The following is a 26,841-nucleotide window of genomic DNA, read 5'->3' as shown; positions in this document are numbered from 1 at the left end:
TCAGATCACCTTGCCGGGGTTGAGGAGATGATCGGGATCGAGCGCGGCCTTCAGCGTCCGCATCAGCGCGATCTCGGCCTCGCTCCTGGCATGGCCCAGCCACTTCTTCTTCAGCGTGCCGATGCCGTGCTCGGCGGAGACGCTGCCGCCCATTTCGCGCACGAGACCGTAGATGATCGCGTCCATCTCTTCCTTCGGCTGCTGCTCGACGGCAAGGCCGGTCACCCAGGAGACGAGATGCAGATTGCCGTCGCCGATATGGCCGTAATAGACGCTCTCGCATCCCTCGATGCCCTTCGCGAGCGCCGCCTTGCAGCGCGTCGCGAACTCGTCCATCCGCGCCACGGCGAGGCCGATGTCGTAGGAGATGTGCGGCCCCAGCACCTGGCCGAACTCGGCGCAGATGTCGCGCACGCGCCAGAAGCTTTGCGTCTGCGCCAGCGATTGCGCCACGGCAGCGTCGGCGAGCAGCCCGCGCTCCATCAGCTCTTCGAGCCAGCTTTGGAAGCGCGGCGCGTCGAGGCCCTCGTCGGTGCCTTGGGCTTCGACCAGCACGTAGAGGCCGTGGCCTGCGGCGACCGGCGGCTTGACGCCGGCGCGCGTGGTGATCACGTCCCAATAGTCCGGCCACATCACCTCGAACGCCGACAGCAGCGGGCCGAGCCCGCCTCGCGCAGCGCCGAGCAGCGCGATCACCGCGGCATAGTCCTTGAGCGCGCAGAGCGCGGCCATGGTCGAGCGCGGCTTCGGAAACAGCCGCAGCACCACGCGGGTGATGATGCCAAGCGTGCCTTCCGATCCGATGAACAGATGCTTCAGATCATAGCCGGCATTGTTCTTCATCAGCTTGTTGAGGCTGGTGATGATGGTGCCGTCGGGCAGCACGACTTCGAGCCCCAGCACGAGCTCGCGCGTCATGCCGTAACGGATCACGCGGTTGCCGCCGGCGTTGGTCGAGAGGTTGCCGCCGATGGCGCAGGAGCCGCGCGAGCCGAGATCGAGCGGAAAGAAGAAGCCGGCTTCGTCGGCGGCCTTCTGGATCGTCTCCAGCGGCGTGCCTGATTTCACCGTCATCGTCGCCGCCGCATGATCGATCTCCTCGATGCCGCTCATGCGCTCCAGCGAGATCGCGACCCAGCCGGCTTCAGGTGATGCGCCGCGGCACAGCCCGGTCAATCCGCCCTGCGGCACGAACGGCAGATGCGCCTGCCGGCAGGTCAGAATCGCTTCCGCAACGCCTTGCGCGTCGAGCGGGCGGATCACCGCGAACGGCGTTTGCGGCAGGCTCGCGCTCCAGTCGTTGCAATTGCGCGCGGGCACGTCGGTGCCGATCAACACGGCGGACGCGCCGAGCCTGTCGCGCAACGCGCCGAGCAATTGGTCGGGTCGTTGAATGGGGGTCACCATGTTCATGCGAGACCTCCTCAAAATCCGGCTGCGTCTTATGCGCGCCGTAACGGCGGAAAGGATTTGCGTCTCTGTTGTATGTAAGGTACAAGACTAAAAGTAAAGCAAAAACAAGGCTCGCCAAGCCCCTTAAGATCTTTCCAGATCAGAGGCCTGGTCCGAAGCCACAGCAACGGATGGTGTGATGACGGAGGCAATTCGCGGGTTCTGGGTGGCGTCGGCGACGCCGCTGGCGACCGACGGCAGCGTGGACTCCGCAAAGCTCGCGGCCCACGCCAAGCAACTCTTCGGCAAGGGCGTCGACGGTGTCGTGCTGTTCGGCACCACCGGCGAGGGCACCTCCTTCAATGTCACCGAACGCGTCGCGACCATCGAGGCCGTGCTCAAGGCCGGCGTCGCGCCGGAACGAATTGGAATCGGCGGCGGCTTCCCCGCCATCAGCGACAGCATCGCATTGACGCGCGCCGTGCTCGGCCTCGGCCTGCGCCACGTGCTGTTGCTGCCGCCTTACTTCGACCGCAGCGTCACCCCCGAAGGCATCGAGGATGCCTTTGCCGCGATCCTCGACGGCGTCGCCGACGATCGCCTGCGCGCCTACCTCTATCATATCCCGCAGATCTCGGGTATCGCGATCCCGACCGGCGTCGCCGCGAATTTGCGCAAGCGCTACGGCAAGGTCGTTGCAGGCCTGAAAGACTCCAGCGGCGACTTCAAGCAGTTCCAGGCGTTCCGCGCCGCCGCTCCCGAACTCGCCATCACCGTCGGCAACGAGGTTGACATCACTCGCGCGATCGCCGCCGGCGGTGCCGGCACCATCTGCGGCATGGCCAACATCGCGCCCCAGCTGGTCAAGGCGATGATCGACGGCAAGGATGTCGAAGCGCGCATGCAGGCTGCCGTGGACATCGTGGTGAAATCACCATCCTTCCTCACGACGCTGAAAGCCATCCTCGCGGCACAGACGGGCGATGCGAGCTGGCTGCGGGTGCGTCCGCCGCTCCGCGCGTTGTCCGACGGCACCGCGCTCAAGCGCAAGCTCGACGAGCTGATGGCTCCCGCCATCGCGTGAGATCGCACAATGCCGCGACACGTTGCCGAATTCGCGCGCTGCGTGTCGCGCTCGCTGCTCAATCAATCGAGGATTGCCGAATAGCGCGATCGAAGCTTAGAACGATTCAACACTAGAGCGATTCAAGTCCGCTTACGGTTCTCTTCCCACACAGCGACTGTTAGACGCGCCAGCTTCAATGCTGTGTCTGACCTGGAAGTGAATCGAAAGTGCGTGTCTATCTGGATGGCCAGCGCGTCAGCGGCCGTCGAACTCGTGCCGGCAAGAGCCGCGCAGGTCTTCTCATCGGAGCAGCCGTCCTGCTCGGCGAATCTCCCTCCAGCACGACGAGCGCGCAGGCACAATCGGCACTGCCGCCGGTGACGGTGGAAGCGCCGGCGCCACGGCCGAAAACAGCGCGCGCATCGGAACAATCTCCGCGCCGCGCGCAAACCGCCGCGCGCCAGCGCAATCGCAATCCAGCACCCGCAGCGCCGACCCTCTCGGAGCGCGCAGCCGCACAAGCGGCCGCGCAGCAAGCCGCCAAGCTTGGCTATCGCGCCATGCCGAGCGCGACCACGCTGCGCAGCGGCGCCTCGCCGCTCGACACCTCGCAGTCCGTCAACGTCGTGCCCGAGCAGGTGTTGAAGGATCAGCTCCCGCGCAACATCGACGATGCGTTGGTCAACATCAGCGGGATCACCCAGACCAACACGCTCGCCGGCACCCAGGACGCCGTGATCCGCCGCGGCTTCGGCGACAACCGCGACGGCTCGATCATGCGCAACGGCATGCCGCTGGTGCAGGGTCGCAGCCTGAATGCCGCGGTCGAGAGCGTCGAGGTGCTGAAGGGCCCGGCTTCGCTGCTCTACGGCATCATGGATCCCGGCGGCATCGTCAACACCATCAGCAAGCGCCCGGAGCTCTACCAGCACGGCTCGATCACGTTGCTCGGCTCGACATTCGCGAACAATCGCAACGGCGCCGACGGCACGCTCGACATCACCGGCCCGATCGGCGACCAGGGTCTTGCCTATCGCTTCGTCGGTTACGGTGTCAGCGAGGACTATTGGCGCAATTTCGGCCGCCACAGGGAAATGCTGGTGAATCCGTCGCTGGCCTGGTACGGCGACAGCACGACGATCCAGCTCACCTATGAGCACCGCGAGTTCATCTATCCGTTCGACCGCGGCACTGCCTTCGTCAAGGGCGCGCCGCTGGCGATCCCGGCGACGCGCCGGCTCGACGAGCCCTTCAACAACATGTGGGGCACCTCGGACCTGGTGCAGGCCTCGGTCGAGCAGAAGCTCGACGACAATTGGAAGGTCACGGCAGCCTACAGCTACAACACCGAGACCTATAGCGCCAATCAGCTTCGCATCACCGGCATCAACGCGGCGACCGGCGTCGAGACCCGCAGCAACGACGGCACCCAGAATTCGCTGAGCAACGCCAGCTACGGCACCTCCTATCTCCAGGGTGACGTCTGGATGGGCGGCTTCCGCAACGAGATCCTGTTCGGAGGCGAGGCGCTCTATCGCACGATCGATCGCCGCGACCTGATTCGCCAGGCGACCCCGAGCTTCAATTTCTACAACCCGGTCTACGGGCTGGTCGTGCCGGGCACGACCGTTTCGGCAACCGACAGCGAGCAGACCGACAAGCTCGGCACCCGCGGCTTCTTCGCCCAGGACACGTTCCATCTGACCAACTGGCTGTCGGTCGTCGGGGGCGTGCGCTGGATGGAATACGAACAGCTCGCCGGCAAAGGCCGGCCCGCCTTCGTCACGAACACCAATTTGTCGGGCGACAAGGTGCTGCCGCTCGGCGGCGTCATCGTCAAGCTGAACGATCAGCTCTCGTATTACGTGAGCTATACGCAGTCGCTGAAGCCGACCTCAACCATCGCGGCGTTCACCGGCGGTTTCATCGTCGACTCCACCATTGCGCCCGAAGAGGGAACGCAGTGGGAGACCGGCCTGAAGTTCGATGTCAACAAGCGGCTGTCGGGCACCCTGGCATTCTACGACATCGAGAAGAAGAATGTGCTGGTGCTGGATGATCTCGGCGGCGGCAAGTCGACGGGGCGCACGTCCGGTGCGGCCCGGTCGCGCGGCGTCGAATTGGACGTGACCGGCAAGCTGACCGATCAATGGAGCATGATCGGCAGTTACGGCTATACCGACGCACGCCTGATCAACGATCCCGTTGTCGGCAACGCCAAGCTGCTGAACGCTGCCATGAACACGGCTTCGCTCTATCTTGTGTACGATTTCGGCGATGCGCTGCCCGGACGCCTGCGGCTCGGCGGCGGCGCGCACTATGTCGGCGACCGGCCGGGCGACTCCCTCAACACGTTCTTCCTGCCGGCCTACACCGTCGCCGACGTCTTTGCGACCTACGACACCAAGGTCGACAATTTGCCGGTAACCTATCAGCTCAATGTCAAGAACCTGTTCGACAAGGTCTATTATACGTCTACCACCGGAAACGCTCTGAACGTCGCCATTGGCGACGCGCGCCGGGTGTCTCTGTCGGCAACGGTGAAGTTCTAGCGATGGCCGCGCGGCGCGAGGAAGCCGATCTGCAGGTCGTGCGGACCGGAAAGGCTGGCGCCGATGCGTGAGTCCTGGCGCGCGATCAAGGCGATCCTGCTTCAGGTCCATTCCATCGCCGGCCTCGTGCTCGCGCTGCTGCTTGCCTTGATCGCGCTGACCGGCGCGATCATGAGTTTCGAGGACGAGATCGTCGATCAGATGAATGCCGGGATCATGCGGGTCACGCCGCGTTCGGCTCCCGCGCTGACGCCGGACGGACTGATCGCGCGCCTGAAGGCCGCACAGGATGTTGGTCACGTTTCCGCCGTCACGCTGTCGAGCGACCCGTCCGCGGCGGTGCGTCTCCGCTTCGCTCGCGACGAGCAGGGCGCGCGGGCGTCCTCGCTTTATGTCGACCCCTATGACGCGCGCGTGCTGGGCTCGCCGCGCGGCGAGGAGTTTTTCGCGACCGTGCGCCGGCTGCACCGCTGGCTGCTCATCCCCGGCGACGCCAAGGGCTGGGGACGCCAGATCACCGGCGTGGCCGCGCTCGGCCTCATCGTCATGCTGGTGTCGGGCCTCGTGCTGCGCTGGCCGCGGCGTGCCGGCAGCGTGAAGACGTGGCTGAAGCCAAATCTCGTGCTCACTGGCCGCGGTCTGCATCGCTCGCTGCATGCGGTGATCGGCACCTGGGTCCTGCCGGTCTATCTGGTGATGACGCTGACGGGGCTGTGGTACTCGTTCGACTGGTACAAGGATGGCGTCGTCTGGCTGCTGTCGCGTCCACAAGTCACTGCTGCGAAGATGCAGCCCATGATGCCCACAAAGGCGTTGCGTGCCGCCGGCGTCAGCGAGACGGCACAGCCGATCGGCTTTGATCGCGCGTGGGCCGCCTTCCTGCACGAAGAGGGCAGCCGTTTCTCCAAGGCGTTGCTGACGCTGCCCGCCGGTCCGGGCACGGTGATCCGAGTCCGGTCGTGGGGGAAGGATTCCACGCTCGACACCACGCGCGACGAATTCCGCATCGATGCCGTCACCGGTCAGCTGGTCTCCGCGGAACGCTACGCCGACAAGACGTTCGGCGAGAAGATCATCGCAAACGTCCTCGACATCCATCGCGGCGCATTTCTGGGCTGGCCCGGCAAGCTCGCCTTCATGCTCGCAGCCGCGCTGATGCCGCTGTTCGCGGTCACCGGCGTCTTGCTCTATCTGTCGCGCCGCAAGCTGCGCCGCCCGGCCCAGCCGCCGCTCGGGCGGCTCGTGCCGGGCGAGTGAACGGGCGAACCGCTTCGACAGGGTTTGGAGCCGCTTGGGCGACCCGCCGTCGTCATGTCACTTCGCCTGCATGCGCCGTTCGTCGATGACGACGTCGTTGTTGACGGCGTAGACGAAGCAGCCGCCATCCCGGCCGTTCCGCGCGGGATCGCTGTTACATTTCGCCAGCGCCGAGGTCTGGGCGTCCTTCAGGCTGGGGTCCCCTGCCGAGAGGAACAGCTTGCCCCAGGGATGTATCGCGATCGCCTTGGGCTCCATGGCCTTGTCGTAGTTCTGCACTTCAGGGCGCTGCCGAGTGACCCGCCGGATGATCGGAATCTGGGACAGATCATACTTGCCCGCATAATGCAGACGCGGCATGTCTCGCGCTGTCAGTTCACCTTCCGCGACGATCTCCTCGTTCACCGCCAGCAGGGCGCACGGCTTGCCGTAGCGGAGCTGACAGGCTTCCAGTGCGCGGTCGCCTGTCACCGAAGCGTCGTCCTGTTCGCAGGTACGAAAGTAGCTTGCGTGGACCAGCTCCACGGCCTGTCCCTTGTTGGGTTTGCAGGCGACGTAGTCCTTGATCAGCGTGTCGCGGACGAAGCCGAACACGGTCGGCGTCGTCGCTGCTATGATCGACGCCATCGCCCGCTCGAATTGGGACTTGCGCTCCGCATTGGTCAACGCGGCCATGGCCGCACCCGGAAGCACCAGAAACGCCACCAGGAATTTTATGGTTCGCATGCTGCCCCTCCCCAACGCGCGAATCGGAACTTTACCCGCCCCGCGCCCGCGGACAACATGCTTCTTTTCAGCAGCTCCACGGGATTGCATGCCGCAGAGTGGGAGGGCATACCAGCCCGTCGGGCTGGTCAAGCGGTCCGCAATCGGCCAAAAGCGCGCTGTTCAAACTTCGAAGGCTGCATGTCCGATGAAGCTCACCACCGTCACCCCCGCCGACATCCGCCGCGCGCTGCTGCTCCGCGAGGAGATAGCGCTGCTCGATCTCAGGCACGAGGCTGGTTTCGCGACGGGACATCCGTTGTTCGCGGCGAACATGGCCGCGGACCGGATCGAGATCGAAGCCGAGGTCAGGCTGCCGCGCAAGGACGTGGCGATCGTGCTCTATGATGACGGCGAGGGCCTCGTGACTGCCGGCGCCGAGCGGCTCGCCGCGCTCGGCTTTACCAATATCAGCGCGCTCGATGGCGGGCTGAAGGCCTGGCGCGCGGCCGGCTATCAGGTGTTCGAGGACGTCAACTCCTACTCCAAGGCCTTTGGCGAGCTGGTCGAATCGCGCAGGCACACGCCCTCGTTCAGTGCCGACGAGGTGGCAAAACTCATCGCGGACAAAGCCAACATCGCCATCCTCGACGTCCGCCGCTTCGACGAATATGCCACCATGAACATTCCGGGCTCGGTCAGCGTGCCCGGCGCCGAGCTGGTGCTGCGGGCAGGGCAGGCGGCACCCGATGCCGACACCACCATCATCGTCAATTGCGCCGGCCGCACCCGCTCGATCATCGGTACCCAGTCGCTGATCAATGCCGGCGTGCCCAACAAGGTCCGGGCACTGCGCAACGGTACCATCGGCTGGACGCTGGCGCGGCATACGCTCGACCATGGTGCCGACCGGCGCGGCGCGATCGGGCCGTTCGAGGGTGGGCCGGCCAATGCGCGCGACGTCGCCTATCGCGCCGGCGTCCGCCATATCGGCGCGAGCGAGATGGCTGCGCTTGTCGCGCAGACCGATCGCACGCTCTATCGTTTCGACGTGCGCGACGCCGAGGAATTTGCAGCCGGCCATCTCCCCGGCTTCCGCCACTATCCCGGCGGCCAGCTCGTCCAGGAAACCGACATGGCCGCGCCGGTGCGCGGCGCGCGCATCGTGCTGACCGACGACAAGGGCGTCCGCGCCGACATGACGGCGTCCTGGCTCGCGCAGATGGGTTGGGAGGTCTATGTGCGCGAAGGCGGCTATGACGGCGCGCTCGAAATCGGTCCGCCGCACGTCCTGCCCAAGCCCGACCCGGCCCACCGCTACCGCCGCCCCTATGAGGGCACCGGCGTCGCCGAGCGCGCGATGCAGGCCTATCTCGACTGGGAATACGGCCTCGTCGACCAATTGCGTCTTGACGGAACGCACGGGTTTTACGTCATCTGACGCTGATACCGTCACCCCCGCGCAACGGCGTAGCCGTTGTCGCTGAGGTGGCCGCTCCTTCAGCGGCCCTCGAAGGGCGACGGCCCAGCTGGGGCCGTTCATCCTTCGAGGCTCCCCACGCGACGCTTTGCGTCGCATGGCTCGCACCTCAGGATGACGGAAGAAAGTAGTGGGATGCCAAGCAGGTCTATCCCACGCCATCTTCTCCCCGTATCCAACCCCTATTGTGCTGCGCATCCCCCGCGGTCTAAGAGCTGCGGCAAAGCTGTGACCCACGGAGATCTTATGCCAGCCCCAGGCCAAAGCCCTGAGCGGAACGCGAAGGCGCTGCTGCTCGAAGGCGTCAATGACAGCGCCGTGGACCTGTTCAGAAGCGCAGGTTTCACCAATGTCGAGCGCCTGACCAAGGCGCTGGACGGCGAGGATTTGCGGCGGGCGCTCAAGGGCGTGTCGCTGCTCGGCATCCGCTCGCGCACCCAGATCACCGACGAGGTGCTGGAAGCGGCCGACCAGCTTCTCGCGGTCGGCTGCTTCAGCGTCGGTACCAACCAGGTCGATCTGCTGGCGGCGCGCAAGCGCGGCATTCCGGTGTTCAACGCGCCGTTCTCCAACACGCGCAGCGTCGCCGAGCTCGTGATCGGCGAGATCGTGATGCTGCTGCGGCGCATCTTCCCGCGCTCGGTGTCGGCCCATGAGGGCGGCTGGGACAAGTCGGCGACCGGCAGCCGCGAGGTGCGCGGCCGCACCCTCGGCATCATCGGCTACGGCAATATCGGCTCGCAGCTCTCGACGCTGGCGGAGGCGATCGGCATGCGCGTGATCTATTTCGACCGCACCGACAAGCTCCGCCACGGCAACACCGAGCCGGTCGAGAAGCTGGAAGAGCTGCTGGCGCAGAGCGACGTCGTCAGCCTGCACGTGCCGGAGACGCCGGAGACCGCTGGCATGATCGGCGAGAAAGAGCTGCGGGCGATGAAGCCCGGCTCCCTCCTGATCAACAACAGCCGCGGCACCGTCGTCGATCTCGATGCGCTGGCGGCTGCTCTGCGCGACGGCCATCTCGCGGGCGCCGCCATCGACGTGTTTCCGGTCGAGCCGTCCTCGAACTCGGACCGCTTCAAGAGCCCGGTGCAGGGCCTCGGCAACGTCATCCTCACCCCGCATATCGGCGGCTCGACCGAGGAGGCGCAGGAGCGCATCGGCGGCGAGGTGGCGCGCAAGCTGGTCGACTTCTTCATCACCGGCTCGACCACGGGGGCGGTGAATTTTCCGGAGGTGCAACTGCATCTGCGTCCCTCCGGCGCGCGCTTCAGCCACGTCCATCGCAACGTGCCGGGCATGCTGCGCCGGCTCAACGAGGTCTTCCTCCAGCGCGACATCAACATCGCCGCGCAATATCTGGAGACCTCCGGCGACCTCGGTTACGTCGTGCTCGACGCCGACCTCGGCGGCCAGGATTCAGGTGCGCTGCTGGAGCAGATCCGCAGCCTCGAAGGCACGGTCGGCGCGCGGCTGGTGTTCGAGCATTAGCGCTGCATTGACGGCCGGCCGGAGGTCGCCTTGAATGCGGCCTCCTGGCGGAGCAAGCAAGAACAGACAACGCAGGGGGAAACGATGGCGCGCAGGATTGCGAAGCTATGTGTGTGGCTCGTCGGCGCGGCTGCAGCGATGGGGGCAGGCTCCGTGTCGGCGGCGACGCTGGCCGAGGATGCGGACACCGTCTGCAAGGGCCTCGTCGGCGACACTGACGCCGTGAAGATCGATTCGGCGACGTTGCTGGCGCCCTCGCAATTGGCCGTCGCCGAACGCGGCCCGACGCCGTCGGGGCGTGTCACGCCCGCCAATCCCGGCTTCTGCAAGGTGCTCGGCCATATCGATCCCAGCGATCCCAAGGCGCCGCCGATCAAATTTCAGGTCAACTTGCCCGTCGAATGGAACGGCCGCTCGCTGCAATATGGCGGCGGCGGATTCAACGGCGTGTTGATCACGGGCCTGGCGCTGCCGCCGGCCTATCCCCTGGACAAGCCATCGCCGCTCGCGCGCGGCTTCGTCACCTACGGCACCGATTCCGGTCATGAGTCAAAGCCCGGCGAGCCGCCGCAACTGTTCGCGCTCAACGACGAAGCCTTCGAGAATTTCGCCCATCGTGCCTACAAGAAGGTGCGCGATGCCGCCGTTGCGCTGATGCAGCGCGCCTACGGCAAGAAGCCGGAGAAAATGTACTTCATGGGTTCGTCCGAAGGCGGGCGCGAAGGCCTGACGATGGCACAGCGTTACCCCGACGATTTCGACGGCATCTTTGCCCGTGTGCCCGTCATCAACTGGGTCGGATTGCAGCATGCCGGCACGCGTTCGGGGCTCGTGACCATGGGCGACGGCTGGATCAATCCGGCCCAGGTGAAGCTGGTCGGCGATGCCGTGCGAGCGGCTTGCGACAAGGCCGACGGCTCCGACGACGCGCTGGTGCAAAATCCCGTCGCCTGCAAGGCGGCGTTCAAGGCGGAGGCGCTGCGTTGTGCGAGCGGCATGACCGGCGATCAGTGCCTCACCGACGCGCAGATCAAGGCGATCGACACCCTGCATGCGACCTACAAATTCCCGTTCACGCTCGCCAACGGTCTCGACGATTATCCGGGCTGGGGCGTGTCGGGCGAGGACACGCCGGCGGTTGGCCCGACCGGCGGCTGGGTCGCGTGGTGGCTCGGCACGGCGCCTCCCGCGCAGCCGCCTGCGCCCAACAACGGCATCGCCTGGATCTACGGCGCCGGCGGCATCCAATATGTGTTCGCGCGCGATCCCAGGCTCGACGTGACGACCTATAAGCCGGAAGAGCACAAGGCGCGGCTGCTCGAGGTCTCCGGCCTGATGGATTCCACCGACCCCGATCTCAGCCGCTTCCGCGCCCGCGGCGGCCGGCTGATCATGCTCGAGCACATGGCTGACTATGCGCAGAGCCCCTATGCCGGCATCCGCTATTTCGAGAACGTCGAGCGCAAGCTCGGCAAGGTCGAGACGGCCGAGTTCGCGCGGCTCTACACCGCGCCCGGGGTCGACCACGTCGGCTCCGGCGCGCCGGCCAATGTCGACATGCTGAGCGCGCTGGTCGACTGGGTCGAAAAGGGCAAGGCGCCCGGCGACCTCGAAGTCGCCGAGCAGAAGGTCGAGGCGCCGTCGTTTGCAACGCTTCGCGCGCTGCCGCTGTGCCGCTGGCCAGCGTGGCCGCACTACAGGTCCGGCCCGGTGACGGAGGCGGCGAGCTTCACCTGCGCGCCGTGAGGTCCGGATTTCACCTTTCCGCGTGCGGGGGAGGCGACGACCTTAATGCGCCGGCCCGCCGGCCGCCTTCACGCGGCGCGTCAGCAGCACTGCGATCGCGGCGAGCACCAGCACCACGCCGATCACGGCAAACGTATCGGAGTAGCCCATCACCAGCGCCTGGCGCTTCACGGTCTTGCCGAGCGCGATGATGGCCTGCTCGCGCGCGGCGTTGGGATCGGGCACGCCGTGCGCCATGAAGTAGTCGGTCATCTGCGCGATCCGGGTGCGGACTTCCTCGCGGCCAAGCGTGACCGACTGGCCGATGATGTTGGAGTGGAACTGCTCGCGTTTGGTGATGATGGTGGCGAGCGTCGCCGTGCCGATCGCGCCGCCCAGGTTGCGGAACATGTTGCTGATGCCGGAGGCCGCTGCCGCATCCTGTGGCGCGATGCCGCCGGTCAAGACCGAGGTCAGCGGCGTCAGCACCATGGCTTGTCCCACGGCGCGCACGATGTTCGGGATCCAGAGCTGGTCGCCGGCATAGTCCGGCGACATCGCCGTGTTCATGAAGCAGCTGTAGGCGAAGATCAGAAGCCCGGTGATCGCGATATAACGCGTGTCGAAGCGCTGCATCAGTTTCGGGATCAGCGGGATCAGCACGAGCTGGGGCAGGCCGGTCCATGCCAGCACGTTGCCGATCTGCTCGGCATTGTAGCCCTGCGCCTGGCCGAGATAGGCGGGCAGCATGTAGACCGAGCCGAACAGCGCGAACCCGACCATGGTCATGGCAATGGTACCGAAGCCGAAATTGCGTTGGGTCAGCAGGCGCAACCGGATCAGCGGCTTCTCGATCGTGAGCTCGATCGTGATGAACAGCGTGAGGCTGACGGCTGCAATCACCGCCAGCTTGATGATGAGGGGTGAGGAAAACCAGTCGTCCTTGTTGCCTTCCTCGAGCACGGCTTGCAGCGCCGACAGACCGATCGCCATGGTGACGATGCCGGCCCAGTCGCCCTCCTTCAGAAGGCCGAGCTGCATCTTCTGCCGCTCCAGCGTCAGATAGAGCGCGGTCACCATGACAGCGGTCGGGATCACGTTGACGAAGAAGATGGTGCGCCAGCCGTAGTTTTCCGTGAAATAGCCGCCGATGGTCGGACCGATCGCCGGCGCAAAGGTGACCGACAGCGCGAAGATCGCGAGCCCGACGGGCTGCTGCGGCTTCGGCAGTTTGGTCAGCACCAGCGTGAACGCCATCGGGATCAGCACGCCACCGGCAAAGCCCTGCAAGCCGCGCATCGCGATCATCGACGGCAGATCGTGGGTGAAGGCGCAGGCGAGAGAAAAGGCAGCAAACAGCACCGCGCTCGCCAGCATGTAGCGGCGGAACGAGAACACGCGGCTCAGATAGTCGGTCAGCGGGATCACGATGATCTCGCCGATCAGATACGACGTCGAGATCCAGGAGCCGTTGTCGGCGCCGGTGCCGATGCCGCCCTCGATGTTGAGCAGCGAGGCGTTGGTGATCTGGATGTTCAGGATCGCCATGAACGAGCCGATCATGGCCGCGAGCACGGCGATCCAGGTTGGGAGGCTCGCCCGGTTCGGATCGCTGGCGGCGCGATCAGGCGTCGCGGCCGGTGTTGCGGGCGTCGAAAGTGAGAGGCTGTTTGACATGGCACGACCCTCCGGAGACGAGCTTCGCTTTGGGCGTCACGGCCGTATTCGCGGTCCGCGCGGTCGAACGTGTTGCAATGGTCGGGATCACGGACATGCCGGGCCGGAGCGCAATTGCAGGCCCGTGCCGGGCGTCGAGCGCGATCTTGACGGGGATTCGCTGCACCACCTTGGTGAAATTGCCGGTGGCGTTGTCGGGCGGCAGCAGCGCGAATTCCTGGCCGCTTGCGGGCGCGATGGAATCGACATGGCCGTGCACGATTTGGCCCGGGAACATGTCGACCTCGATATCGACGGCCTGTCCCACCTGCACATGCGTCAGCTGCGTCTCCTTGAAATTGGCGACGACATAGGCGCCTTCGGCGGGAACGATCGCCATCAGCTGCGTGCCGGCCTGCACGAACTGGCCGATGCGCAAGGAACGGTTGCCGACCACCCCGTCGATCGGTGAGACCACATTGGTGTAGCCGAGGTTCAGCTCGGCCTGGTGCTGCACGGCATCCGCGCGGGCGGCTGCCGCCTTGGCTTGCACGATCTCGGCCTTGAGCAGATCGATCTGCTTGAAGGCCGAAGCGAGGTTCGCGTTGTCGCGCTCGAGCGTTGCCTGCGCCGACGCGATGCGCGATTGAGCCTGCTGCGCGTTCTGGAGGCTGCCGGAGCCGGTGGCGGCGAGATCGGTGTAGCGCTTGTTGTCTTGCGCGGCGAAGGTGAGGTTGGCCTGGTCGACGTCGAGCGTGGCGCGTGCGGCCTTGATCACCGCCTGCTGCACGTCGAGCTGCGCTTCCTTGCTGGAAATCGTGGCGTTCGCGGCCTGGACATCGGCGCGGGCCTGGTCGAGCGCGACGCGGAAGTCGCGGTCATCGATCCTCGCCAGCACCTGGCCGGCCTTCACATGCTCGTTATCGGCGACCAGGACCCGATCGAGATAGCCGCTGACCTTCGGCGCCATGGTGGTGTTGTCGGCCTTCACATAGGCGTCATCGGTGGAGACGAGGTACTGCCCAACGGTCCAGTAATCGTAGCCGTACCAGCCTGCGCCAGCCAGCGCGACGACAGCGACGCCCGCCAGCAACAGCTTGCGAAGGTTCAGCTTTCCCTGGCGCGCCAGGGGTGGCGCGGCGGGTAGAACGCCCGCAGGAGCGTTGGCGGGAACGGCGGTCTGGGCATTGGCAAGTGGGGCGGTATGGACGGTCATGGCCGGCTACCCTAATTAGGAAACTTGACGGTTTCCAAAATAGGACTAGCTTTAGGACTGTCAATGGAATGACAGGCATCATGTTATAACATGGCTCAGGCAAAACCATCCACTGAATGCCGTCCGCGCGGACGACCGCCAATTCGCAGCGACGAGGAGACGAAGCAGATCGTCTTCGACGCCGCGCGGCATGCCTTCGCCGTCGACGGCTACGCCGCGACCAGCACCGAAGGGCTGGCGCGCAGTGCGGGCATCTCCACCAAGACGCTCTATCGCCTGTTTCCCGCCAAGGCCGCGCTGTTCGAGGCGATGTGCGCGGATCGGCTCGAGCGACTGCTCGCCGACATCCACCTGCAGGCGGACGACGAGGTCGACATCGAAACGGGCCTGCGCGCCGCGTTGCTCGCCTGCGCCGATCTCGCGCTCGATCCGGACGTCGTGGCATTGCAGCGCATGGTGCTGCAGGAGTCTGCCGCATTCCCGGAGCTCGCCGCCAACTTCTACAAGAATGGCATCTCACGCACCGTCAAAGCGCTTGCCGGCTGGCTGCGCGCTCAGGTGAAGAAGAAGCTGATCGCGCTCGACGATGTCGATGAGGCCGCCGGCATGCTGATCGGCATGATCGCGTCGGCGCCGCAGCGCGCGGCGATCTATGGCGGCCTCCCGTTGCTGTCGCGCAAGGACATTGAACGCCGCGCAAAAAGCTGTGCGGCGCTGTTCCTCGACGGCTGCCGCGGCACATCGACCTAGCCGCCGCCCTTTGACAACCCGATCAGCTTCGACTATATATTTCGCATGCGAAATAAAACGGCCGGCGCGGGGCATCATCGGCTGATCTACCTGTTGAGCGTTGCGCAGCGGCGCTTGCAGCGCTGGATGGCGGCGCAGCCTTCGAGCGAGGTCACGCCGGCCCAGGCGGGGCTGCTGTTCATCCTCGGCAAGCAGGACGGCGTGCTGATGGGTGAGGCGGGCACGGCGCTCGATCTGGGGCCAGCCGGCATTTCCGGCCTCGTCGACCGCACGGCAGCTGCAAAACTGATCGAGCGGCGGGCCGATCGCGAGGACGGGCGCGCCTGGCGCGTCTGGCTGACGCCGAGGGGCCGCGCAGCGCTCGCAGAGGCGAAGGCCAACGCGGCACAGGTCAACGCGGCGTTGACGGACGGATTCACCAGTGCGGAGATCGACATCGTCGCGCGCTGGCTGACGAGCATTCAGGACAAGTTTCCAAGAGAACTTTCGAGTGAGCTTTCAACAGAACCTTCAAGAGAGCTTTCAAGAGATTTAGAGGAATAGAGGAGAGACCCATGACAGAGCACGTCCGGACCGAGAACGACGGCGGAATCCTCACGCTCACGCTGGCGCGCCCCGACAAGAAGAACGCACTGACGGATGCGATGTACGGCAAGCTCGCCGACAGCATCGAATCCGCCGAGTTCGATCCGTCCACTCGCGTGATCCTGATCCGCGGCGAAGGCGACATGTTCACCGCCGGCAATGACGTCGGCGAATTCGCCGCGGTCGCAGCCGGCAAGTCGGAAGGCAGCCGCAACGTCGTGCGCTTCATCCAGTCGCTGGCGCGCTGCACCCGGCCCTTGGTTGCCGCGGTGCAGGGCCGCGCCGTCGGCGTCGGCACCACGATGCTGCTGCATTGCGACCTCGTCGTGCTTGCCGACAACGCGCAATTGTCGACGCCCTTCGTCAGCCTTGCGCTGGTGCCGGAAGCCGCCTCCAGCCTGCTGATGCCGGCGCGCATCGGCTATGCGCGGGCCTACGAGATGTTCGCGCTGGGCGAGACGGTGCCGGCCAGATCCGCGCTGGAATGGGGGCTCGCCAACCGCGTGGTGCCGCTCGACAGGCTCGATGCCGAAGCGCTTGCGCTGGCGCAGCGTCTTGCCCGTCAGCCGGCCGGCGCGCTCACCGCCACCAAGAAGCTGATGCGCAATGGCGAGGCGCTGGTCGCGCAGATGAATGCCGAGGGCGAGCAGTTCGGACTGCGCCTGCGCACCGCCGAGGCGCGCGAGGCCTTCACCGCTTTCGCCGAGCGCCGCCCGCCGGATTTCACCAAGGTCGCGTGATATCCGGGCTGCATGAGGGTTCGTCGGGCCGGGAGCTCACGGCAATTCGATTAAAACCTTAACGAAACATTGGCATGTCGCGGGGCAAGCTGGCGCTCGAAAAATAGGCCCCCGACCCAGGCCCCCGGCACCATGGCAATGTTTAAGAAATCGGTAAGTTCGCTCCTCCTGACGTTGATGGCGCTGCTGGCCGCCGGTGCGCTGGCCAGCACGGCGATCCAGATGGTCGGGGCGTTCGGCCGTTACAGCGACAGTCTCGAGACCGCGCGGCTCGCCGCCGCCGACAAGGCAATCTTCCATGGCGTGCTGGCGCTGCGCAACAATCGCGGCGATGCGCAGAGCGCGATCCTCGGCGAGGACGATCCGCGCGCCAAACTCGGCGACGCGGAAAAGGCCGAGCAAGCAGGCTATGACGCGATCGGCGCAGCGCTCGCCACCATCGATTTTGCCCGCCGCGACGAACTCGCGAGCGCGCTGAAGCAGCGCTGGGGCGAAGCCGCACCGCAATTCCAGCTGTTCTACGACGAAGCCAAGCGCCCGCGCGCCGAACGCAAGATCGAGCGGACCAACTCCTGGTATGATGCCGTCACCAAGGTGATCGACACGGCCAACCTCGCCTCCACCGCGGTGTCGAACCGTGCCTGGATGGACGACCCCTTCATCGCCCGCATGATCCAGGTCCGGCGCTTCGCCTGGCAGGTGCGCGACCGTTATGGAATCCATTGTTCGTCCCTTCGTTCGAACGTCAACAGCAGCAAGCCGCTCGACGACGCTCAGAAGCGGTCAGTGGCGCAATGGGATGGCACGATCGCCTCCGGCTGGGCGGGCATGGCCGAGTTGCTGGCTGCGCCCGACGTGGCTGCGGGGCTGGTTACGGCAGCGACGGACGCGAAGGCCAAGACCGACGGTGTCCTCAAGCAGATCGGCGAGCTCACCAGGAACTTCGACGGCAGCGGCAAGCCGGCGATGCCCGCCTCGGAATGGAATGCGCTGTGTCAGTCACCCTTCGCGTCCATCGTCGCGGTGGCGAACCAGGCGCTCGACCAGTCGATCGTCCGGGCGGAGACGGTGCAGGCCAAGGCGCTCACCAATCTCGTCGTGCAGTCGCTCGCGTTCCTGCTCGCGCTGGCCGTGACCCTGGCCGGCGTATACGTGGTGCGCAATCGCCTGATGCGCCCGGTGCGCGCCATCCTGGATGCCATCGCCAAGATCAGTGCCCGCGACTACGCGACGCCCGTTCCGCAATCCAGACATCCCGACGAGTTCGGCACCATGGCAGCCGCGCTCGAAAGCCTGCGCGAGAGTGCGGCGACCGCGGAACGCCTGGGCCAGGAACGCGAATCGCAGCAGGCGCTCCAGCTCGCCCGCTCCGGCACCGTCGATGCGGCCTGCCGCAGCTTCGACGACACCGTGCAAGCCGTCATTCAAAGCGTTGCGGCGTCGACAAAGGAGCTCGATGCCACCGCGACCGACGTGCGCTCGCTGGTTTCGGAATCGAGCAGCCAGACCGCGGCGGTCTCCTCCTCCGCGGAGCAGGCCACCAATAATCTCGAGACCATCGCGGCCGCGACCGAGGAACTCTCCGCGTCCGTCGGCGAGATCTCCGCGCAGGTGCAGGCCAGCGCCCGCGAGGCCCGCGAAGCCGTGTCGCAGGCAGCGCAGACCAATGCGACGGTCGAGATCCTCGATCAGACCGCCAGCCGCATCGGCGAGGTCGTGAAGATGATCAACGCCATTGCGGGGCAGACCAATCTCCTGGCGTTGAACGCCACCATCGAAGCGGCGCGCGCGGGCGAGGCCGGCCGTGGCTTCGCCGTGGTCGCCGGCGAGGTCAAGAGCCTCGCCGCGCAGACGGCGACGGCGACGGAAGAGATCTCCCGCCAGGTCGCGGAGATCCAGGGTGCGACGGGCCAGGCGGTCACTGCCATCCGCGCGATCGGCGGCGCGATCAGCGGCATCGACGAGAAGATGACGGCGATCGCCGCCGCCGTCGAACAGCAGCGCGCGGCCACCACCGAAATCTCCCGCAACTTCCAGCAGGCCGCGCAGGGAACCCGCGAGGTCACCGACACCATCGGCAGCGTCGCCAGGCTCAACCAGGAGACGGGCAATGCCGGCTCGGTGCTGTCGGTGTCCGTCAAGAAAATGTCGGCCGACGCCGATCGTCTCCGCGTCGCGGTCGAGGGCTTTTTGGGCGCGGTGAAGACCGCATAGCTTCGACAATCTTCCATCTCCACGTCGCGCGATCGGCATTGCCGCGGATGCGCGCGGCGGGTACATCTGTGACGCCGCGCGGGGCCGCGGCAGATGTAAGAGATATCAGGGATGGAGAGTTCGATGCCGGTCACGCCACAACACAAGGCCCAGCGCCCCTATCGCGGCGTGTTCCCGGTCGCACCCACCATCTTCGACGAGCGCGGCGAGCTCGATCTCGATGGCCAGCGGCGCTGCATCGATTTCATGATCGATGCCGGCTCGAACGGTCTGTGCATTCTCGCCAATTTTTCCGAGCAGTTCGTGCTCACGGATGCCGAGCGCGAGACCGTGATGCATGCGGTGCTGGAGCATGTCGCGGGCCGCGTTCCCGTGATCGTCACCACCACGCATTTCAGCTCGGCCGTCTGTGCCGCGCGCAGCCAGCAGGCCGAGGCGGCCGGTGCTGCCATGGTGATGGTCATGCCGCCCTATCACGGCGCAACCTTCCGCGTGCCCGAGAAAGGCGTCGTCGAGTTCTTCAAGGTGCTGTCGGGCGCGATCAACATTCCGATCATGATCCAGGATGCGCCTGTCGCCGGCACGCCGCTGTCGGTCGAGCTGCTCGCGCGGCTGGCGCGCGACTTCTCCAACATCCGCTATTTCAAGATCGAGGTGCCGGGTGCGGCTGCAAAGCTGCGCAGCCTGATCGAGATGGGCGGCAGCGATATCGAGGGTCCCTGGGACGGCGAGGAGGCGATCACGCTGCTCGCCGATCTCGATGCCGGCGCCACCGGCGCGATGACCGGCGGCGGCTATCCCGACGGCATCCGCCAGATCGTCGATCCTTATTTCGCCGGCAAGCGCGAGGAAGCGAAAGCCGCCTACGAACGTTGGTTGCCGCTGATCAATTACGAAAACCGCCAATGTGGCCTGATCGCCTGCAAGGCGATGATGCAGGCCGGGGGCGTGATCAAGTCGGACACGGTGCGGCATCCGCTCCAACCGCTGCACCCGGCGACGCGGGCCGGGCTGCTGGAGTTGGCGAAGGAACGCGATGCGCTGGCGTTGCGGTGGGGGAAGTAGGGGCTGCCGTCGTCCCGGACAAGCGCGCCCCGACCTCCCCGTGCGCAATTGCGCACTAGGCCGGGACGACACTGAGTGTGAGGTGCGGTGCGAGGTCCGCACCCTGGCCTGATCCCGCCAGCTTCCATCTGGCTGAAGGCGTCGAATTAACGCGGTTCGGGCGGTTTCCCGCAGCCCGGCGATGACATATTGTACGCTCGCCAACCAGGGCCGCGGAGCAACTCGAGACATCGCGCAACAACTCTTCATTATGCCGCTATTCCGAACCAGGTTGGTGCGAACCGACGAAACAGGGAGGCAGTGCCATGACGATGAGGCCGGATCCCACCTTTCATGCATCGCCCAAGCTTGCGATGGAAGCTCCTGCGGAGAACTTTGCCTACACGTTGCTGCTCAGTCCGGATTTCTCAAAACCGGATGCTCTCGCGGTCATCGACGTCAAGCCGGGATCGCCGACCTACAGCCAGATCGTCCACACCGTGACGATGCCCAACAAGGGCGATGAGTTTCATCACTTCGGCTGGAATGCCTGCTCCTCCGCCTTGTCGCCGCTCACTGGGCATGCCTTCATCGAGCGGCGCTATCTCATCATCCCCGGGCTGCGCTCGTCGCGAATCTACATCATCGATACCAAGCCCGATCCGACCAAAGCCAAGATCCACAAGATCATCGAGCCTGAGGAAGTCTTCAAGAAGACCGGCTACTCGCGGCCGCATACCATCCATTGCGGGCCGGACGGCGTCTATGTGAGCACGCTCGGCGGCGGCGGCAAGGACGGCACCAACGGGCCTCCAGGCGTCTTCATCATGGATTGCGAGACGTTCGAGGTCCTTGGACGGTGGGAGATCGACCGCGGTCCGCAGACGCTGCACTATGATTTCTGGTGGAACCTGCCGCGCGACTACATGGTGACGAGTGAATGGGCGTTGCCGCCTCAGTTCGAGAACGGGATTGTCCCGGAAGATCTGCTGGCGAACAAATATGGCCATCGTCTCCACTTCTGGGATCTCCGCGCCCGTCGCAACGTGCAAACCATCGACCTCGGCGCCAATCATCAGATGGCGCTGGAGGTACGGCCGGCGCACGATCCGGTTCGCGAATACGGCTTCGTAGGCGTTGTGGTCGATACCACGAATCTCGAAGCCTCGATCTGGACCTGGTGGCGCGAAGGCGGAAAATTCCATGCGGAGAAGACGGCGACGATCCCCCCCGAGCCTGCGCCAAAGGAGAAGCTCCCGCCGCTGCTCCAGGGCTTTGGCGCCGTGCCGCCGCTGGTGACCGACATCGACCTGTCGATGGATGATCGTTTTCTCTATGTCTCGTGCTGGGGCACGGGTGAAATGCGCCAGTACGACGTGAGTGATCCGCGAAAGCCGAAGCTTGCTGGCTCGGTTCATATCGGCGGCATCGCGCGCCGCACCCCCCATCCGAACGGCAAGGCATTTGCGGCCGGGCCACAGATGGTCGAGATTAGCCGCGACGGCAGGCGCGTGTACTGGACCAATTCGCTCTATTCCACCTGGGATGACCAGTTCTATCCCGATGGCGTTCCGGGTGTGGAAGTCATGGCCAATGTCGGTCGCAATGGTGGCCTCGAGCTCGACAAGAACTACTTCGTGAGCTTCCCCGACGGATATCGTGCGCACCAGATCCGGCTGGAGGGCGGCGATTGTTCGACGGACTCCTTTTGCTACCCGTCGGCCTAGATTGGGCACACGCGAGCCTCGGCTGGCTGTGGCTCGCTCTTGTTGCGAGCGGTCTCTATCACGGGGTCAATCCGGGAATGGGCTGGCCGCTCGCCGTTTCGGCCGGGCTCATGGACAAGAGCCCGCGCGCGCTCTTTCGTGCGTTGTGGGCTCTGGCGGCCGGACATCTCCTGGCAACACTTCTCGTGCTGCTGCCATTCGCATTCCTGCTCGTGCTGGCCGAGTGGCAGCGTTCGATCCAGCTCGGCACCAGCCTTCTCGTCATCGGCTTCGGCGTCTATCGGCTGGTCGAGCGGCGCCATCCGCGCGCGCTGGCACGAATTCCGCCAACGCAATTGGCGCTCTGGTCATTTGCCGTCGCCATTGCTCATGGCGCCGCCTTGATGCTCGTGCCGATCTATCTCGGGCTCTGCCAGGCCTTCGAACTCGATGCCGGCCATGAGGCCGCCGGCGCGCTGATGAAGGCGAGTCTCGGGATGGCGGTGCTGGTGTCTTTGGTGCACGTTGCCGCCATGGTCAGCGCCGGCGGATGTCTGGCCTGGCTGGTCTACCGCCATCTGGGATTGAGGTTCGTCTCGCGAAGCTGGTTCAATCTGGATGTAATCTGGGCGACCAGCCTCATTCTAGTTGGCGTTGTGGCGCTCGGCTTCAATCTCGCGAACTGGCACTGACGCTTACCGCGCCAACGCCCACTCACCGACGATGCGAAACCGCGCCTTGGCATCATCCTGCTTGAACAGCGCAATGCGATCGATCGCCAGCGTATCAAGCCCGAGCGCCGCAAACCGCGCGCGCAGCATCTCCAGGATCGGCCCGCGGCGCTCCGCGTCCAGCCGCCCCGTCAGCGTCATGTGGAAGCGGAACTCCTCCATCACGTAAGGGTAGCCCCAGCGATCGAGATAATCGCGCTGCCGCTCGCTGAGCTTCTCGGGCTTGCGCCGTGCGCGGTCTTCCGCCGTCAGCGCGGTGCGAAAGCCATCGAACGCGCGGACGCAATCAGCGGCGAGCTCTTGAAGCGTACCGACCGGCTCAGCCGGAATGACGGCGATGAAGCCGCTGATGGCATCGACGACCGGGCGGATCACCGGGACAGGCCGTGGCTTGCCGGCAAAGGTCGCGCAGGCCGCCAAAAGCTCCGCTTCGGTTTTGCCGGGCGCGAGCGCCATCGGCGCTTTCAGCGTGCCGTGAAAGCCGTATTTGCGGGGATCGGCGGCGACGTCGCGCCAGTCCGGCGCGAGATGCGATGCGTCGGCGGGAAAGGGCAGCTCGTTGCCGGTATAGGCATCGTAACCGAGCAACTCCGCGCCGAAGCGGGAGAGGGCGCTGTCGCTGCCTGCGGCAAAATAGATCGCGTAGCGGGAGGGGGCGGTCATCGTCCGAGCATAGCGGGTTTATGCCGCGACGACAGCTTCGCGCGGGGTGGCTGCCATGCCAAGCAACCGTGTCGCGTCGGCGAGATGCACGAGCTTGCCGCCTGATATCACGGCGATCAGCCGTGGCCGCAGCGGCACGCTGTCGTCGACCAGCAGAATGTCCGCGCGCCGTCCTTCCGCGAGCACGCCGCGGTCGGCAAGGCCGGTAGCGCGCGCGGGCGCGGCGGAGACCAGGTTCCAGGCCTTGGTCAGCGGCAACACGCCATCGGCGGCGAGGCGGAACGCAGCGAGCAGCTGCGCGGGATAGTAATAGTCCGATGCCAACACCGAGCAGAGCCCCTTGGCGATCATGTCGGATGCTTTGGTCCAGCCGGTGTGGCTGCCGCCGCGCACGACGTTCGGCGCGCCGTAAACGATGGCGTCACCGTGGCTTGCTGCCTCCCGCGCCGTCTCCTCGTTGACCGGAAACTCCGCGATCGCCACGCCCATCGCGCGAAAGCCCTGGCGCATCGCCGGTGTCGCATCATCATGCGAGAGCATCCGCACCTCGGCGGCGCGGGCCGTCGCGGCCAGCCGCGACACGGAAGCCGGCACATCCGCGGCGCGGGACATGATGTGTCCGACCAGCCGGTCGAAATCTTCGCTGGACAGGCCGGTGCGCTCGACCATGCGGTTGCGCTTACGGGGCTTGGCCATGTCCCCGACCGTGCCGTCCATGTGGTCGTTGAAGGCGAACAGGTCGACGCGGCCCTCAGTGAGCCACTGGCCGATCTCGGTTTCGGCGTCGAGATTGTAGGTCTCGTGGCGCAGGTGAAAGCGGGTGTCGGCCGCGAATTGCGGGCGCTGCCGTTCGATCGCCTCCATCAGGCCGCGCGCATTGTCGGCGCTGCGCAGGCCCGGCTCCCACGAACAGGTCGTGGCGTGAAACACCGTGGTGATGCCGTTGCTGATCGCCTGGCGGTCGCTGTCGGCGAGCGCCACGTCGATCGGGAAGTCGACCCCGGCGCGCGGCATCATCTGCCGCTCGAAGGCATCGCCATGCAGATCGACGATGCCAGGCAGCACCAGCAGGTCGCGCGCGTTGATCGCAAGCCGCGCCCGGCCGCGAGACGCATCGACCTCGGCGATGTCCTGTCCGGACAGGGCAAGCGAAGTCTCGACGAGCTCGGAGCCGATCAGGGTCCGGCCGCCCTCAAGGAAAATGTCTGTCACGCGACCGCGCTTCGTTTGCTGCCAAGAGAACTATTGAGAGAGCTTGCCCGTGCTTCATATGCCGCGAGGAAATCTTCAATCCCGAGCTTGCGGAAATCCGGCAGTGCTGCACGCAATTTGTCGTGATCCCAATCCCACCAGGCGAGGCTGGCGAGCCGTCCGGCGACGTCTTCCGAAAAGCGGCGGCGGACGATGCGCGCCGGATTGCCGGCGACGATGGTGTAGGCCGGCACGTCCTTGGTGACGATGGCGCCGGCCGCGATCACCGCGCCGGTGCCGATGTTGCGGCCCGGCAGCACAATCGCGCCATGGCCGATCCAGACGTCATGGCCGATATGGACGTGATGCTGGCGCCGCCAGTCGAAGAATTCCGTGTCGTCGCTCTCGCCTTCGAAATAGGCGCTCGAACGATAGGTGAAGTGCGCCTGCGTGGCGCGGTGCATCGGGTGGTTGCCCGGATTGATCCGCGTCATCGCCGCGATCGAGCAGAATTTTCCGATGGTGGTGTAGGTGATCTGGGCGTCGTTCACGACATAGGAGTAATCGCCCATCGCCACCTCGTGCAGGATCGTGCGCGCGCCGACCTCGGTGTAGGCGCCAAGCCTGGTGTCGTGCAGCCTGGCCGAGGGATCGACGGTCGGCTGAACCGAAAGAGCTTTGGCGGCCATGTTGCATCCGAGAGAGAGGGCGGGCGTTCCTCTTCGAGCGGCTCGATGACAATGTCATGACGACGCAATGACAGGGGATGAGGTGTGTAGGATCGCCGCACCGCAACGGCCGTGTCACACAAGTGTCAAGCGCCGGCGTTAGCGGTGGGTCCCAGCTACTCTGGAGCCCTGCATGCTGGTGGTTGAAGGTCTGACGTGTCGCTTCGGCGTGAAAGCCGCGGTGGACGACGCTTCGTTTCAAGTTTCTCCCGGCGGCTTCGTCGGCGTGATCGGACGGTCCGGCGCCGGCAAGTCGACCCTGCTGCGGACCATCAACCGTCTCGCGACCCCCTCACAGGGGCGCATCGTGTTCGATGGCCTCGACGTCACCGCGCTGCGCGGCAAGGAACTGCGGCAGTGGCGCGCGCGCTCGGCGATGATCTTCCAGCAATTCAATCTGGTCGGCCGGCTCGATGTTCTCACCAATGTCCTGATGGGACGGCTCGCGACGATGCCGGCCTGGCGCTCGCTGTCGCAGACCTGGCCCGAGCAGGACAAGGCGCTGGCGATGTCCGCGCTCGAACAGTTCGACATCGCCCCGCTCGCGGCCCAGCGCGCCGATCAGCTCTCCGGCGGCCAGCAGCAACGCGTCGCGATCGCCCGCGCCCTGGTGCAGCAGCCCGACATCATCCTCGCCGACGAGCCGATCGCCTCGCTCGACCCGCGCAACACCAAGATCGTGATGGACGCGCTGCTGCGCATCAACAAGCATTTCGGCATCACCGTGCTCTGCAATCTGCATTCGCTCGACCTGGCGCGCAGCTATTGCGACCGCCTGATCGGCATGGCGCAGGGTCGCGTGGTGTTCGACGGCGCGCCGGCCGAGTTGACCGACCACGTGGCGCGCGAGCTCTACGATCTCGAAGCCGCCGAAATCATGGGCGGAATGCCTGCACCGGTGCGAGAGGGCATTCCGGCGCTTGGAACGGCGGCCGCCGCCTGAGCCGCGCTGCATCAGTCATTACCAGTTTTGCGTCAACCGACCTCAAACGATGAAGAGTATACCATGATCACTCGCAGATTGATTCTTGCCGGCGCCGCCGCGCTTGCGTTGACGACTTCAGCCTCCGCCGAAGACTGGAAAGCCAAATATCCAGAGCTGACCTTCGCGGTCATTCCGGCGGAAAACGCATCGGGCGTCACCGAGCGCTGGGCGCCGTTCATGAGCTATCTCTCCAAGGAATTGGGCGTGAAGGTCACGCTGCGCATTGCCAACGACTATGCCGCAGTCATCGAAGGCCAGCGCGCCGGCAACATCCACATCGCGAGCTACGGTTCGGCGTCGTTCGCCCGCGCCCGCCTGACCGGCGTCAAGACCGACGCCTTCGCCAACGACATCAACGCCGACGGCTCGACCGGCTACTACTCCGTGTTCTTCGTCAAGGCGAACAGCGCCTACAAGAGCATCGACCAGCTCAAGGGCAAGAACCTCGGCCTGGTCGACCCGAACTCGACCTCCGGCAACAACGTGCCGCGCTTCGAGCTCGACAAGTTGGGCATCGCGGACGCCGACACCTATTTCAGCAAGGTCGTCTTCACCGGCAGCCATGAGAACGCGATCCTGGCGCTGGCGCAGGGCACGGTCGATGTCGCCGCCAACCAGTGGACCAGCGACGACGATTCGACGCTGGCGCAGATGCTGACCAAGGGCATGCTGAAGAATGCCGACGGTTCGGCGATGAAGAAGGACGATTTCCGCATCATCCACAAGTCGGCGCCGATCATCAACGGCCCCTACGCCTACAATTCCGACCTGCCGGAAGAGGCCAAGGCGGCGATCGCGAAGGCGTTCTTCGACGCGCCGGCCAAGGACAAGGCGGCCTTCGATCGGCTCCAGGACGGCCAGAAGAAGGGTTTTCATCCCGCGACCACCAAGGATTGGGATGGCACGATCGAGCTGATCAAGTTCGTCGATGCATTGCGTAAGAAGAAGGCGTCCTGATCTCAGG

The 26,841-nt window shown here is 65.5% G+C and carries 22 protein-coding genes; 15 read left to right on the top strand and 7 right to left on the bottom strand.

What is annotated here, in order from left to right; all coding sequences use genetic code 11:
* Positions 1–1,413, bottom strand: coding sequence for an FAD-binding oxidoreductase (locus JQ591_RS27115; RefSeq protein ID WP_211399066.1), 1,413 nt, complete (start codon positions 1,411–1,413; stop codon positions 1–3).
* 178 nt (positions 1,414–1,591) lie between these two features.
* Between JQ591_RS27115 and JQ591_RS27110 the strand changes: the two genes are divergently transcribed.
* The 3 genes from JQ591_RS27110 to JQ591_RS27100 all read left to right on the top strand — a co-directional run bounded on the left by JQ591_RS27110 (position 1,592) and on the right by JQ591_RS27100 (position 6,267).
* A complete protein-coding gene (locus tag JQ591_RS27110; RefSeq protein WP_211399065.1) occupies positions 1,592–2,476 on the top strand; it encodes a dihydrodipicolinate synthase family protein in 885 nt (294 codons plus the stop codon).
* 209 nt (positions 2,477–2,685) lie between these two features.
* Positions 2,686–5,010 carry a TonB-dependent siderophore receptor gene (locus tag JQ591_RS27105; protein ID WP_211399064.1) on the top strand — a complete coding sequence of 775 codons (2,325 nt, stop codon included), beginning with the start codon at positions 2,686–2,688 and terminating at the stop codon, positions 5,008–5,010.
* 63 nt (positions 5,011–5,073) lie between these two features.
* The gene (locus tag JQ591_RS27100; RefSeq protein ID WP_211399063.1) at positions 5,074–6,267 is read left to right on the top strand and encodes a PepSY-associated TM helix domain-containing protein; all 1,194 of its coding nucleotides are present in this window, start codon (positions 5,074–5,076) and stop codon (positions 6,265–6,267) included.
* A gap of 57 nt (positions 6,268–6,324) precedes the next feature.
* Here JQ591_RS27100 and JQ591_RS27095 read toward each other — a convergent pair whose 3' ends face one another.
* Positions 6,325–6,993 carry a hypothetical protein gene (locus tag JQ591_RS27095; RefSeq protein WP_211399062.1) on the bottom strand — a complete coding sequence of 223 codons (669 nt, stop codon included), beginning with the start codon at positions 6,991–6,993 and terminating at the stop codon, positions 6,325–6,327.
* Between the two features lie 187 nt (positions 6,994–7,180).
* Here JQ591_RS27095 and JQ591_RS27090 point away from each other — a divergent pair, with 187 nt between their 5' ends.
* The 3 genes from JQ591_RS27090 to JQ591_RS27080 all read left to right on the top strand — a co-directional run bounded on the left by JQ591_RS27090 (position 7,181) and on the right by JQ591_RS27080 (position 11,689).
* On the top strand, positions 7,181–8,413 hold the full coding sequence (locus JQ591_RS27090; protein WP_211399061.1) for a rhodanese-like domain-containing protein: 1,233 nt from the start codon (positions 7,181–7,183) through the stop codon (positions 8,411–8,413).
* Between the two features lie 285 nt (positions 8,414–8,698).
* The gene (gene serA, locus JQ591_RS27085; protein ID WP_211399060.1) at positions 8,699–9,943 is read left to right on the top strand and encodes a phosphoglycerate dehydrogenase; all 1,245 of its coding nucleotides are present in this window, start codon (positions 8,699–8,701) and stop codon (positions 9,941–9,943) included.
* A gap of 84 nt (positions 9,944–10,027) precedes the next feature.
* Complete coding sequence (locus JQ591_RS27080) at positions 10,028–11,689, top strand: tannase/feruloyl esterase family alpha/beta hydrolase (protein WP_211399059.1); 1,662 nt, start codon at positions 10,028–10,030, stop codon at positions 11,687–11,689.
* 42 nt (positions 11,690–11,731) lie between these two features.
* Here JQ591_RS27080 and JQ591_RS27075 read toward each other — a convergent pair whose 3' ends face one another.
* Complete coding sequence (locus JQ591_RS27075; RefSeq protein ID WP_211399058.1) at positions 11,732–13,345, bottom strand: MDR family MFS transporter; 1,614 nt, start codon at positions 13,343–13,345, stop codon at positions 11,732–11,734.
* The gene (locus JQ591_RS27070) at positions 13,293–14,540 is read right to left on the bottom strand and encodes an HlyD family secretion protein (RefSeq protein ID WP_211399057.1); all 1,248 of its coding nucleotides are present in this window, start codon (positions 14,538–14,540) and stop codon (positions 13,293–13,295) included. The genes JQ591_RS27075 and JQ591_RS27070 overlap by 53 nt, the downstream gene beginning before the upstream one ends.
* A gap of 90 nt (positions 14,541–14,630) precedes the next feature.
* Between JQ591_RS27070 and JQ591_RS27065 the strand changes: the two genes are divergently transcribed.
* The 7 genes from JQ591_RS27065 to JQ591_RS27035 all read left to right on the top strand — a co-directional run bounded on the left by JQ591_RS27065 (position 14,631) and on the right by JQ591_RS27035 (position 22,271).
* Positions 14,631–15,290 carry a TetR/AcrR family transcriptional regulator gene (locus JQ591_RS27065; RefSeq protein WP_211399056.1) on the top strand — a complete coding sequence of 220 codons (660 nt, stop codon included), beginning with the start codon at positions 14,631–14,633 and terminating at the stop codon, positions 15,288–15,290.
* Positions 15,291–15,335: 45 nt separating this feature from the next.
* Positions 15,336–15,833, top strand: a complete 498-nt coding sequence (locus tag JQ591_RS27060) for a MarR family winged helix-turn-helix transcriptional regulator (protein WP_211399055.1) — start codon at positions 15,336–15,338, stop codon at positions 15,831–15,833.
* An 11-nt stretch (positions 15,834–15,844) separates the two neighbouring features.
* The gene (locus tag JQ591_RS27055) at positions 15,845–16,615 is read left to right on the top strand and encodes an enoyl-CoA hydratase (RefSeq protein WP_211399054.1); all 771 of its coding nucleotides are present in this window, start codon (positions 15,845–15,847) and stop codon (positions 16,613–16,615) included.
* A 132-nt stretch (positions 16,616–16,747) separates the two neighbouring features.
* On the top strand, positions 16,748–18,829 hold the full coding sequence (locus JQ591_RS27050) for a methyl-accepting chemotaxis protein (RefSeq protein ID WP_211399053.1): 2,082 nt from the start codon (positions 16,748–16,750) through the stop codon (positions 18,827–18,829).
* Between the two features lie 123 nt (positions 18,830–18,952).
* Positions 18,953–19,894: a dihydrodipicolinate synthase family protein gene (locus JQ591_RS27045; protein ID WP_211399052.1), complete on the top strand. Its 942-nt coding sequence runs from the start codon at positions 18,953–18,955 to the stop codon at positions 19,892–19,894.
* 305 nt (positions 19,895–20,199) lie between these two features.
* Entirely contained in the window at positions 20,200–21,600 is a 1,401-nt protein-coding gene (locus JQ591_RS27040) for a selenium-binding family protein (protein ID WP_211399051.1), read from the top strand.
* 77 nt (positions 21,601–21,677) lie between these two features.
* Positions 21,678–22,271, top strand: a complete 594-nt coding sequence (locus JQ591_RS27035; protein ID WP_249137765.1) for a hypothetical protein — start codon at positions 21,678–21,680, stop codon at positions 22,269–22,271.
* A 3-nt stretch (positions 22,272–22,274) separates the two neighbouring features.
* Here the strand turns inward: JQ591_RS27035 and JQ591_RS27030 are convergent, their stop codons facing one another.
* From JQ591_RS27030 to JQ591_RS27020, 3 genes are read right to left on the bottom strand one after another with little or no spacing between them, the layout of a single operon-like run.
* Positions 22,275–22,973 (bottom strand): DUF1045 domain-containing protein, encoded by a 699-nt coding sequence (locus JQ591_RS27030; RefSeq protein ID WP_211399049.1) that lies wholly within the window; start codon positions 22,971–22,973, stop codon positions 22,275–22,277.
* Between the two features lie 18 nt (positions 22,974–22,991).
* Positions 22,992–24,185, bottom strand: coding sequence for an alpha-D-ribose 1-methylphosphonate 5-triphosphate diphosphatase (locus JQ591_RS27025; protein ID WP_211399048.1), 1,194 nt, complete (start codon positions 24,183–24,185; stop codon positions 22,992–22,994).
* Complete coding sequence (locus tag JQ591_RS27020) at positions 24,182–24,853, bottom strand: chloramphenicol acetyltransferase (protein ID WP_211399047.1); 672 nt, start codon at positions 24,851–24,853, stop codon at positions 24,182–24,184. The genes JQ591_RS27025 and JQ591_RS27020 overlap by 4 nt, the downstream gene beginning before the upstream one ends.
* A 172-nt stretch (positions 24,854–25,025) precedes the next feature.
* On the opposite strand from JQ591_RS27020, the gene phnC reads away from it, so the two are divergent.
* Positions 25,026–25,835, top strand: coding sequence for a phosphonate ABC transporter ATP-binding protein (gene phnC, locus JQ591_RS27015; RefSeq protein ID WP_211399046.1), 810 nt, complete (start codon positions 25,026–25,028; stop codon positions 25,833–25,835).
* 63 nt (positions 25,836–25,898) lie between these two features.
* Positions 25,899–26,834, top strand: coding sequence for a phosphonate ABC transporter substrate-binding protein (phnD, locus tag JQ591_RS27010; protein ID WP_211399045.1), 936 nt, complete (start codon positions 25,899–25,901; stop codon positions 26,832–26,834).
* The last annotated feature ends 7 nt before the right edge of the window (positions 26,835–26,841 follow it).

The sequence above is a fragment of the Bradyrhizobium canariense genome, from assembly GCF_018130465.1.
Lineage (GTDB): Bacteria > Pseudomonadota > Alphaproteobacteria > Rhizobiales > Xanthobacteraceae > Bradyrhizobium > Bradyrhizobium canariense_C.
This window is presented reverse-complemented; position numbering and strand designations above follow the sequence as displayed.

Excerpts from the sequence above, each read along its gene's own strand:
- phnD (WP_211399045.1), top strand. The coding sequence starts at position 25,899 with ATGATCACTCGCAGATTGATTCTTGCCGGCGCCGCCGCGCTTGCGTTG.
- JQ591_RS27090 (WP_211399061.1), top strand. The coding sequence starts at position 7,181 with ATGAAGCTCACCACCGTCACCCCCGCCGACATCCGCCGCGCGCTGCTG.
- JQ591_RS27020 (WP_211399047.1), bottom strand. The coding sequence starts at position 24,853 with ATGGCCGCCAAAGCTCTTTCGGTTCAGCCGACCGTCGATCCCTCGGCC.
- JQ591_RS27100 (WP_211399063.1), top strand. The coding sequence starts at position 5,074 with ATGCGTGAGTCCTGGCGCGCGATCAAGGCGATCCTGCTTCAGGTCCAT.
- JQ591_RS27075 (WP_211399058.1), bottom strand. The coding sequence starts at position 13,345 with ATGTCAAACAGCCTCTCACTTTCGACGCCCGCAACACCGGCCGCGACG.
- JQ591_RS27080 (WP_211399059.1), top strand. The coding sequence starts at position 10,028 with ATGGCGCGCAGGATTGCGAAGCTATGTGTGTGGCTCGTCGGCGCGGCT.
- phnC (WP_211399046.1), top strand. The coding sequence starts at position 25,026 with ATGCTGGTGGTTGAAGGTCTGACGTGTCGCTTCGGCGTGAAAGCCGCG.
- JQ591_RS27045 (WP_211399052.1), top strand. The coding sequence starts at position 18,953 with ATGCCGGTCACGCCACAACACAAGGCCCAGCGCCCCTATCGCGGCGTG.
- JQ591_RS27040 (WP_211399051.1), top strand. The coding sequence starts at position 20,200 with ATGACGATGAGGCCGGATCCCACCTTTCATGCATCGCCCAAGCTTGCG.
- JQ591_RS27115 (WP_211399066.1), bottom strand. The coding sequence starts at position 1,413 with ATGAACATGGTGACCCCCATTCAACGACCCGACCAATTGCTCGGCGCG.
- JQ591_RS27035 (WP_249137765.1), top strand. The coding sequence starts at position 21,678 with ATGGGCTGGCCGCTCGCCGTTTCGGCCGGGCTCATGGACAAGAGCCCG.
- JQ591_RS27060 (WP_211399055.1), top strand. The coding sequence starts at position 15,336 with ATGCGAAATAAAACGGCCGGCGCGGGGCATCATCGGCTGATCTACCTG.
- JQ591_RS27110 (WP_211399065.1), top strand. The coding sequence starts at position 1,592 with ATGACGGAGGCAATTCGCGGGTTCTGGGTGGCGTCGGCGACGCCGCTG.
- JQ591_RS27050 (WP_211399053.1), top strand. The coding sequence starts at position 16,748 with ATGGCAATGTTTAAGAAATCGGTAAGTTCGCTCCTCCTGACGTTGATG.
- JQ591_RS27055 (WP_211399054.1), top strand. The coding sequence starts at position 15,845 with ATGACAGAGCACGTCCGGACCGAGAACGACGGCGGAATCCTCACGCTC.
- serA (WP_211399060.1), top strand. The coding sequence starts at position 8,699 with ATGCCAGCCCCAGGCCAAAGCCCTGAGCGGAACGCGAAGGCGCTGCTG.
- JQ591_RS27070 (WP_211399057.1), bottom strand. The coding sequence starts at position 14,540 with ATGACCGTCCATACCGCCCCACTTGCCAATGCCCAGACCGCCGTTCCC.
- JQ591_RS27030 (WP_211399049.1), bottom strand. The coding sequence starts at position 22,973 with ATGACCGCCCCCTCCCGCTACGCGATCTATTTTGCCGCAGGCAGCGAC.
- JQ591_RS27065 (WP_211399056.1), top strand. The coding sequence starts at position 14,631 with ATGGCTCAGGCAAAACCATCCACTGAATGCCGTCCGCGCGGACGACCG.
- JQ591_RS27095 (WP_211399062.1), bottom strand. The coding sequence starts at position 6,993 with ATGCGAACCATAAAATTCCTGGTGGCGTTTCTGGTGCTTCCGGGTGCG.